General features: G+C 70.6%; 8 protein-coding genes. 7 read left to right on the top strand and 1 reads right to left on the bottom strand.

Going from position 1 to position 8,745, the window contains the following annotated elements; translation table 11 throughout:
• Window positions 1-68 precede the first annotated feature (68 nt).
• The gene (locus tag ACIP8W_RS13915; RefSeq protein ID WP_402203069.1) at window positions 69-683 is read right to left on the bottom strand and encodes a TetR/AcrR family transcriptional regulator; all 615 of its coding nucleotides are present in this window, start codon (window positions 681-683) and stop codon (window positions 69-71) included.
• 151 nt (window positions 684-834) lie between these two features.
• Here ACIP8W_RS13915 and ACIP8W_RS13910 point away from each other — a divergent pair, with 151 nt between their 5' ends.
• The 7 genes from ACIP8W_RS13910 (at window position 835) to ACIP8W_RS13880 (ending at window position 8,606) form a co-directional block, all read left to right on the top strand.
• Window positions 835-2,298 carry an MFS transporter gene (locus ACIP8W_RS13910; RefSeq protein WP_401957448.1) on the top strand — a complete coding sequence of 488 codons (1,464 nt, stop codon included), beginning with the start codon at window positions 835-837 and terminating at the stop codon, window positions 2,296-2,298.
• 82 nt (window positions 2,299-2,380) lie between these two features.
• On the top strand, window positions 2,381-4,621 hold the full coding sequence (locus ACIP8W_RS13905) for a glycoside hydrolase family 3 C-terminal domain-containing protein (RefSeq protein ID WP_401957446.1): 2,241 nt from the start codon (window positions 2,381-2,383) through the stop codon (window positions 4,619-4,621).
• 88 nt (window positions 4,622-4,709) lie between these two features.
• Window positions 4,710-5,600, top strand: coding sequence for an alpha/beta hydrolase fold domain-containing protein (locus tag ACIP8W_RS13900; protein ID WP_402154041.1), 891 nt, complete (start codon window positions 4,710-4,712; stop codon window positions 5,598-5,600).
• A 52-nt stretch (window positions 5,601-5,652) separates the two neighbouring features.
• On the top strand, window positions 5,653-6,861 hold the full coding sequence (locus ACIP8W_RS13895) for a family 1 glycosylhydrolase (RefSeq protein ID WP_401957441.1): 1,209 nt from the start codon (window positions 5,653-5,655) through the stop codon (window positions 6,859-6,861).
• The gene (locus ACIP8W_RS13890) at window positions 6,858-7,823 is read left to right on the top strand and encodes an alpha/beta hydrolase (protein WP_402203067.1); all 966 of its coding nucleotides are present in this window, start codon (window positions 6,858-6,860) and stop codon (window positions 7,821-7,823) included. The genes ACIP8W_RS13895 and ACIP8W_RS13890 overlap by 4 nt, the downstream gene beginning before the upstream one ends.
• Before the next feature lie 271 nt (window positions 7,824-8,094).
• A complete protein-coding gene (locus ACIP8W_RS13885) occupies window positions 8,095-8,304 on the top strand; it encodes a hypothetical protein (RefSeq protein WP_402203183.1) in 210 nt (69 codons plus the stop codon).
• Window positions 8,305-8,384: 80 nt separating this feature from the next.
• Window positions 8,385-8,606: a hypothetical protein gene (locus tag ACIP8W_RS13880; RefSeq protein WP_401957437.1), complete on the top strand. Its 222-nt coding sequence runs from the start codon at window positions 8,385-8,387 to the stop codon at window positions 8,604-8,606.
• The last annotated feature ends 139 nt before the right edge of the window (window positions 8,607-8,745 follow it).

Here is an 8,745-nt window from a genome sequence, read left to right as displayed (position 1 = left end):
AGCACGCCCTGACCCGGCCCTCGCGCGTGCGCGGTACGGCGGCGCCGGCCGAAGCCCCGCGCTCCGGGTCACCCGTCGGCGGCGCGCCCTGCCTCGTTGGCGAGCTTCAGCAGGGTGCCGAGCGCCCGGAGACCGCGTGTCATGTCGATGCTCTTGTCGTACTCCCAGAGCAGTTGGAGCCCGTCCACCGCGGCGATCATCAGCTGGGCGAGATCGCCGGGATCCACCCCGTCGGGCAGCTCGCCGAGGTCCCTCAGATGGCCCATGGAGGCCGCGCCGAGGTCCCGGCCCCGGTCGTAGCGTTCCCGGAAGTACTCGTGAGCGGGGTGTTCGGGGGCGGTGGCGTCCGCCGCGAGGTTCGAGTACAACGTCACCAGCCCCGGAACCGCGGCGTTGTGATCGACCAGACCGGCGAGGCGCTCGATCATCGCGGCTGTTGTGTCCGGCAGTTCGTCCATCCCGTACACACCCGCGTCGATCTCGTCGCGCCGGCGGAGCACTTCGGTGAGCAAGCGCTCCTTGGTGCCGAAGTGGTGAACGAGTCCGGTGATGCTGAGGTTCGACGCGTCGGCGAGTTCGCGCAGGGTGGTTCCGCTGAACCCGTGTTCGGCGATCACTTCGAGGGCGATGGCGAGGATCTCCTCGCGCTTCGCCAGCCCCTTGGGGTACGAGCGTCGGGTCATGGCCCGAGATTACTCGACGCGCGGAATCTTGTCGGAAGAAACCGAAACGGTTACTGTTTTGTTTCCGGCGGCGAGGGCGCCCTCGTTCTTCAGTCGAGTGCCGAGCATCAGACGAACTTCATCGTTCAGTGACGAGCTCTTGGGGTACCTCATGACAACGCCTTCTCTCGCTGACACACCCGGCGGCGATCCGTCCGCCGAGCCCGCCCCCACCGCGCAGATATGCGAACCCACCGAACCCGGAACCTCCCCGAAGTACCTCCGCGGCCGCGCCCTTCGACGCTACGCGCTGTGGTACGGGCTCGCGCTCGCCGCGTTCTCCAGTGTCTGGGGAGGGGTCGGCTCGCTGCTGCTCCCCCATCAGGTGCAGGTCCTGGAGGTCGCGAGGTTCTTCACGGGCGACGACGCCGGCGCGGACCTCCAGAAACTCACGGCGCTCAAGGACGCCGTCGCCGCCGGCACGGCGACCGCGACACCCGAACAGAGCCGTCTGCTGGGGATCCTGGCCGACTTCGACGCCGGCCGGGCGCAGTCCCTGGCGCTCGTCGCGTCCATCGGCCTGATCGCGACGATGGTCGCGCAACCGCTGATCGGCGTGTTCTCCGACCGGACCCGGACCCGGCTCGGCCGTCGCACCCCGTGGATACTCCTGGGCTCGTTCATCGGCGCCGGGTTCCTCGTCTCGGTCCGCTACGCGCCGACCATGGCCGTTCTCGCGCTGTTGTGGGTCATCGCCTCGGTGGCACTGAACGCCGCGGTCTCCCCGCTGGGGGCGACGCTCGCCGACCGCATCGTCGAGACCCGGCGCGGCAGTGTGTCGGCGATCGGCGGCTTCGGCTCGTTCCTGGGCGGTGTGCTGGGAAGCGTCGGCGCGGGAATCGCCCTCGCGACCCTCGGCCTGAACAGCTACTTCCTCTTCGCCGCGCTTGTCGTGCTGTCCGTCACGCTTTTCACCTGGCGGGTGCGGGACAGCTCCTCGCTCGATCTGCGTGTCCCGGAATTCAAATGGAAGTCGTTCCTGCTCGGTTTCACCTACGCCGTGCGCGATCGGGACTTCTTCTGGGTCTGGGCGTCCCGCATACTCCTCACCTTTGGATACGGGGTATCGGGGGCCCTCGGTCTGTATATGCTCCAGAGCTATGTGAAGCCCGCCCTCAGCGCGACCGAGGCCACGGCGCTCGTCCCGCTGCTCGCCCTGACGGCGCTGCCCTCGACGGTGGTGGCGATCCTGATCGCCGGCCCGCTCTCCGACCGGCTGAAGCGCCGAAAGACCTTCGTCTTCGCCGCTTCCCTCCTCATGGGGTTGTCCATGGCCATTCCCCTGCTCTCCCCGACGGTTACCGCGCTGTTCGTCCAGGCCGTCGTCGCCGGATTCGCCTTCGGTATCTACATTCCCGTCGATCAGGCTCTGGTCGTCGACGTACTGCCGGACCCGAGCGCCGCCGGGCGCGACCTCGGCGTGGCGGGCCTCGCCACCAACCTGGGCCAGGCGCTCGGCCCGGCCCTCGCCGGAGCGGTCGTGTCGTTCACCGGCGGGTACCGGTTCGTCTGGGTGGCCGCGCTCGCGCTGGTCGCTTCCGCCGCGCTCGCCATACTGCCCGTGCGCAGACCCTGAATTCCTCCGGCATTCCTCCCGATATTCCTCCCGCCATTCCGCCCCGCCCATGGACAGCATCATGGACAGACATAAGGGAACCATGACTGAGATCGTCACCACCTCCGACGAACTGACCCTCGAGCAGGAAGCCGCTCTCGGCAGCGGGGCGGATTTCTGGACCAGCAGGGCGGCCGGCCACGTCCCGTCGATCCTGATGACGGACGGACCTCACGGCCTGCGGAAGCAAGAGGGCGCCACCGACCATCTGGCGCTCTCGGGAAGTCTCCCGGCGACCTGTTTTCCCCCGGCGGTGGCCCTGAGTCAGACCTGGGATCCCTCCCTGGTGTTCCGCGTGGGCGAGGCACTCGGCCGCGAATGCCAGGCCGCCGGAATCCAGCTTCTGCTGGGGCCGGGGGTGAATATCAAGCGGGACCCCCGGGGAGGGCGGAACTTCGAGTACTTCTCGGAGGATCCGCTCGTCGCGGGAACTCTCGGATCCGCGTGGGTGTCCGGTCTCCAGAGCATGGGGGTGGGCGCTTCACTCAAGCATTTCGCCGCCAACAACCAGGAAACCGACCGGATGCGGGTGAGCGCCGATATCGATCCGCGCCCGCTCCGTGAGATCTACCTCCGCGCGTTCCAGAAGGTGGTCGAGGAGGCCCGGCCCTGGACGGTGATGTGCGCGTACAACCGCCTCAACGGTGTGTACGCGTCCCAGAGCCGCTGGCTGCTCACCGAGGTTCTGCGCGAGCAGTGGGGATTCGAGGGGTTCGTGGTCTCCGACTGGGGTGCCGTGGCCGACCGGGTGGCGGCGGTGGAAGCCGGTCTCGACCTCCAGATGCCCGGCAACGACGGGTTCGACGACGCCCGGGTGGTCGCCGCGGTACGGGAGGGGCGGCTCGACCCCGCCGTCGTCACGGAGGCGGCCGCGCGGGTGGCCCGGGTGGCCCGCAAGGCGGCCGAGGCGCGGCGCCCGGACACCTCGTGGGACGTGGACCACCACCATGACCTCGCCCGCGAGGTCGCCTCCCGGGCGATCGTGCTGCTCCGTGACGACCAGGGGATCCTTCCCCTCACCCCCACCCAACGCCTCGCCGTCATCGGCGAGTTCGCCGCCCGGCCGCGTTATCAGGGCGGGGGCAGCTCACATGTGAACGCGATCCGGGTCGATGTGGCCCTCGACGAGATCCGCGCTCGGGCCGCCCCCGCCGGTGTGTCCTACTCCGCGGGCTTCTCGTCGGACACACCGGCGGATCCGGCGGTGCTGCGGGCGGACGCGGTGGCGGCCGCGCGGGACGCGGACGTGGCTGTTGTGTTCCTGGGCCTGTTCGACCGCCAGGAGACCGAGGGCTCCGACCGCGCCGACATCGAACTGCCGGCCGATCAGCTCGCCCTGCTCGAAGCGGTGGTCGCCGTACAGCCGCACACCGTTGTGGTGCTCTCGCACGGCGGTGTCGTACGGCTCGCGCCCATCGTCGCCGGGCCGTCGGCGATCCTCGACGGCGCGCTGCTCGGTCAGGCCGGTGGCAGCGCGCTCGCGGATGTCCTGTTCGGCACCGTCAATCCGTCCGGACGCCTCGCGGAGACCGTCCCCGACCGCCTTGAGGACGCGCCGTCCTTCACGGACTTCCCCGGCGAGCGGATGCGTGTGCGCTACGGGGAGGGAATCCATGTGGGCTACCGCTGGTACGACGCGCGCTCGATCGACGTCACCTTCCCGTTCGGGCACGGCCTGTCGTACACGACTTTCGTATACGAGTCGCTGACGCTCGATGTGGACGGCGACGCCGTCACCGCACGGGTCACCGTCCGCAACAGCGGCGCACGGGCGGGCCGGGAGATCGTCCAGTTGTACGCGTCACGGGACCGCTCCGCGGTCGTCCGCGCACCTCAGTGGCTGGTGGGTTTCGGCTCCGTCGACCTCGCGCCCGGCCGGTCCGGCGAGGTGGTCGTCACCGTACCCGGGCGCGAGTTCGAGCACTGGGACGAGGAGCTCGGGCGCTGGCTCGTCGAGGGCGGCGCGTACCGCATCGTGGTGGGCGCGTCGAGCCGGGACATCCGGCTCTCCGGCACGGCCGAACTCCGCGGGGAGACCGCGCGGTACCGGCTGGGTGCGGAATCGTCGATCGGGGAGATCCTGCGCGATCCCCTCGCCGGTCCGGCCTTCCGCGAGGTCTTCGCGGCGATGTTCGAGCGGTTCTCGGGCGCCGAGGAGACCGACTACGGACCGATGCTGGATTCGCTGCCGTTCGGGCGCTTCCTCGGCACGGCGGGCGCGGCGTTCCCCCCGGGCCTGGTGGACGACGTACTCGCGCGCGCGAACGCCGCCAACGGCTTCTAGGGACGTTGTCCAGAAGGAGCGCCGTCCGCCCCCTCGGGCCACGCGCCGGTCCCCCGGCCGGCCCGAACGACCCACCACGGAGGAAACCATGTCCGACACTCCGCCCACCCGCTCGCGCCGTGGCGCCGTGCGCACGGTCGACAGGACGGTCGAGGGCCGGGGCGGCGAGATCCCGGTCCGCGACTACCTCCCGGAGGAGGTACGGGCCGACGCCGTGCCGCTGGTGTGGATCCATGGCGGCGGCTGGATGTCCGGCGGCCTCGACCAGCGGGAGTCGCACGCGGTCGCGAAGGCCGTCGCGGGCACCGGCCGGCCGGTGCGTACGGTCGACTACCGGCTGGCACCGGCGCTCGGCTGGCGCGCCCTCGCGACCCGCTCGCCCCTCGTCCTCGAACCGTCCGAGAACCGTTACCCCGCCGCGCCGGACGACGTGGTCGGCGCCATCGTCGACCGGGCGGTGACCAGCGGTGACCGGCTGTTCATCGGCGGGGCGAGCGCCGGAGCCAACCTCGCCGTGGCGGCGGCCGTCGCCCTCCGCCGGGAAGCCGGCGTACGGCCGTGGGGGCTGGCGCTCGCGTACGGCGGGTTCCATCCCACACTGCCCCCGCTCCCCGAGTCGGTACGCTCGCGGCTGACCGGACCGGCCGGCCGGGTCGCCCTCACACCGGAGGCGTACGACCGGATGACGCTCAACTACATCGGTGACGAGCGGCTGTCACCGAGGGCCTTCCCGGCCGGGGCCGACCTCGCGGGGCTTCCGGACGCACTCGTGATGGACGCCGACCGGGACAGCCTCCGCGCCTCCGGCGGCCGGTTCGCGTCCGAGTTGCGCGCGGCCGGCTCCACGGTTGACTACACCGTCATCGGGAAGACCTTGCACGGATTCCTCAACCACCCCTACGGCCGCGGCTTCCGCCGGGGGATCCGGACGATGTGCCGGTGGCTCGACACCCATGACCGACCCGCGCACCCCGTGTGACCGGCACGACCGGCCCTGCCGGAAGCCGTCTCCCCTCGATCGACCGAAAGAGATGACCATGAACCGTGTATCGCGCGATTTCCTCTGGGGCGCGTCCACCGCACCCCACCAAATCGAAGGCAACAACATCAACAGCGACTGGTGGGCGCGGGAGCAGGTCACCCCCGGTATGGCGCTCAGCGGGGACGCGATCGACAGCTACCACCGGTACGACGAGGACATGCGGCTGCTGGCCGAAGCCGGCCTGAACGCCTACCGTTTCGGGATCGAGTGGGCGCGTATCGAACCGATACCCGGCCACTTCTCCAGGGCGGAACTCGCACACTACCGCTGCATGATCGATACGGCCCTCGGGCTGGGGCTCACCCCCGTCGTCACCCTGCATCACTTCTCCACCCCGCGGTGGTTCGCCGACGAGGGCTCGTGGATGGTCGAGAGCGCGATCGACCGCTTCGCGAACTACGTCACCGAGGCGACCTCCATCCTGGAGGGGGTGGAGTGGGTCTGCACCATCAACGAGCCGAACATGCTGGCGATGATGGGCGCGATCATGAAGGCCGCCGAGTCGGGCGACTCCGACTGGCAGAGCCCGACGGTCGAAGGCGATGTGCAGATGGTGCTGCCCGCGCCCGACCCCGAGGTCGGACGCCGTCTCGCGCGTGTCCACGACGCGGCGCGGGAAATCCTCAAGGAGCGGACCGACGCCAAGGTCGGCTGGACCATCGCCAACCAGGCCCTGACCGCGAAGCCCGAGAACGAGGCGAGGCTCGTCGAGGAGCGTTACGTCCGGGAGGACCTGTACCTCGAAGCCGCGCGGCAGGACGACTTCATCGGGGTCCAGGCCTACTCCACGCAGGAGGTCGACGAGAACGGCCCCGTGCCGCACGCGCCGCACCCCGACAACACCCTCGTCGGAACCGCGTACCGGCCGGACTCCCTGGGGATGGCGGTGCGCCACGCCTGGGACGTCACCGGCGGCGTCCCGGTCCTCGTCACCGAGAACGGCATCGCCACCGGTGACGACACACGGCGTATCGCGTACACCGGCGAGGCCCTGCGGCATCTGACCGCCGCCATGGACGACGGGGTCGATGTCCGTGGCTATCTGCACTGGACCGCGCTCGACAACTTCGAATGGGGCCACTGGGAACCGACGTTCGGGCTCATCGCGGTCGACCGCGAGACCTTCGAGCGGCAGCCGAAGCCGAGCCTGGCCTGGCTCGGTGGCGTCGCCCGGTCGGGCGAGGTGCCGGCGTCATGACCGGACGGAACACGGAGTACGGGCTGAGCCCCGAAGCCCGGTCATGGCTGGCGATGCTGGCGTCGCGCCCGGAATCCCCCTCGCCCGAGCCGGACGACATCGAGGCGTGGCGTGCCGTCGTCGCGGCCGGCTCGGTACCGGAGTACGCGGACGCCATCGCGCTCGCGACCACGGGCGCCGTGGACACGGGCGTCGCGGTCGCGGTCGATGCCGTCGAACTCGCGGACACACGCGTCCACGTCGGCACCCCGGAAGGTCTCGCCCCCGACGACCGGCGGGTCCTGCTGAGCATCCACGGCGGGGCGTTCGTCCTGGGCGGCGGCGCTGCGACGAGGGCGGCGACGCGCTTCGTCGCGGGCGCCTACGGCGTCACCGTGTGGAGCGTCGACTACCGGATGCCGCCCGACCACCCCTACCCCGCGGCGCTGGACGACTGCCTCGACGCGTACCGCACCCTCCTGAAGAGCCACGATCCGGCCTCCATCGCGATCAGCGGACTGTCCGCCGGCGGGAATCTCACCGCCGCCCTGCTGCTCCGGCTCCAGGAGGAGCGGCTGCCGATGCCCTGTGCGGCCGTACTGAACTCCCCCTCCGTCGACCTCACCCTCTCCGGTGACACCATCGTCACCAACGGCTCCGATGATCCCGGCGGGCTCTTGAACAACGTGAGGCTGTACGCGGGCGACCACGACCTCATGGATCCGTGTCTCTCGCCGCTCTTCGGACGGATCGGCGCCGACTGGCCGCCCACGATCCTGTTCAGCGGCACCAGCGACTATCTGCTCTCGGACACCGTCCGTATGCACCGGAAGCTGCTGGCCGCCGGTGTCCGGGCCCAGCTGCATGTCTTCGAGGGGGCGCCGCACGGGATGTTCGCGGGCACCGCCCCGGAGGACCGGCTCCTCGTGGCCCAGGCCCGGCAGTTCCTGGAGGCCGCGTGGAAGGGCGGGGCCACGGCGTAGGTCTCACGTCGTTCCCGGCCGGCCGGGTGGCCCGAGGCGATCTCGTGGCCACCCGGTCTCCAATTTTTTCAGGTGATAGAGATTTCCACGGACCGGTCCTCCCGCCATCCGCGCCGGCCCCGCGCCTCATGGAACACACATGATCGGGCAGCACCGGACCGGTCCGGACGGCCGGATCACCCTGGAGGGCGGCGCCGGAGCGTAATTCCCCGGTGGGGTCTTCGAGTACCGCACGGTCTTCTCCGTTCCCGAGGAGCACCGGGGCAAGCGGATCCTCGTCGGGTTCGAGGGCGTGTACCGCGACGCGACCGTGTTCGTCAACGGGGCGTACGCGGGCCAACGCCCCTTCGGTTGCTCGCGCTTCCACCTCAACGCGGACCGTTTCCTGCGCTTCGGCCAGGACAACGGGATCCGGGTCGAGGCACGCAGCCATCGGGACTCCCGCTGGTACACCGGGGCGGGCGTCTACCGGGACAGCTGACTGTTCGTGGGGGCCACCGTCCCGGATCCCAGCTCGACGGCCCCCACGTCAGCACTCCGGACATCGACCGGGCGCGGGCCATGGTCGAGGTGGCCACGACGGCGGAGAACGATTCGGTCGAGATCCGTACGGTCGACGCCGTCACCGAGATACGCGAGGAATCCGGGGCCGTCGTCGCCACGGACACCGCGAAGCCGACAGTGCTGCCCGGAGAGCCCGCGACCACCCGGCAGCGTCCCCGTGTCCGCGATCCGCCGCTGCGGGGAAACCCGGGTCGCCGACTCTGTACGGCGGCGAGGTGATCCTGAAGAACGAGGCCGGCGCGGTGGACCGTACCGCTCCTGGCCGTTCTGGAGCGGCGGCCTCGGCCGGCTCCGCGCGGGAGACGGAACCGGCCGAGTGATCCCGGGCGGTGGAGCCGGTGCGCGGGAGCCCGGGCGG

The sequence above is a fragment of the Streptomyces sp. NPDC088554 genome (assembly GCF_044752945.1).
Classification (GTDB): Bacteria; Actinomycetota; Actinomycetes; order Streptomycetales; family Streptomycetaceae; genus Streptomyces.
Note: the sequence above shows the minus strand (reverse complement) of the source record. Positions and strands in the feature narration are given on the sequence as shown.

Excerpts from the sequence above, each read along its gene's own strand:
- ACIP8W_RS13900 (WP_402154041.1), top strand. The coding sequence starts at position 4,710 with ATGTCCGACACTCCGCCCACCCGCTCGCGCCGTGGCGCCGTGCGCACG.
- ACIP8W_RS13905 (WP_401957446.1), top strand. The coding sequence starts at position 2,381 with ATGACTGAGATCGTCACCACCTCCGACGAACTGACCCTCGAGCAGGAA.
- ACIP8W_RS13880 (WP_401957437.1), top strand. The coding sequence starts at position 8,385 with ATGGTCGAGGTGGCCACGACGGCGGAGAACGATTCGGTCGAGATCCGT.
- ACIP8W_RS13915 (WP_402203069.1), bottom strand. The coding sequence starts at position 683 with ATGACCCGACGCTCGTACCCCAAGGGGCTGGCGAAGCGCGAGGAGATC.
- ACIP8W_RS13910 (WP_401957448.1), top strand. The coding sequence starts at position 835 with ATGACAACGCCTTCTCTCGCTGACACACCCGGCGGCGATCCGTCCGCC.
- ACIP8W_RS13890 (WP_402203067.1), top strand. The coding sequence starts at position 6,858 with ATGACCGGACGGAACACGGAGTACGGGCTGAGCCCCGAAGCCCGGTCA.
- ACIP8W_RS13895 (WP_401957441.1), top strand. The coding sequence starts at position 5,653 with ATGACCATGAACCGTGTATCGCGCGATTTCCTCTGGGGCGCGTCCACC.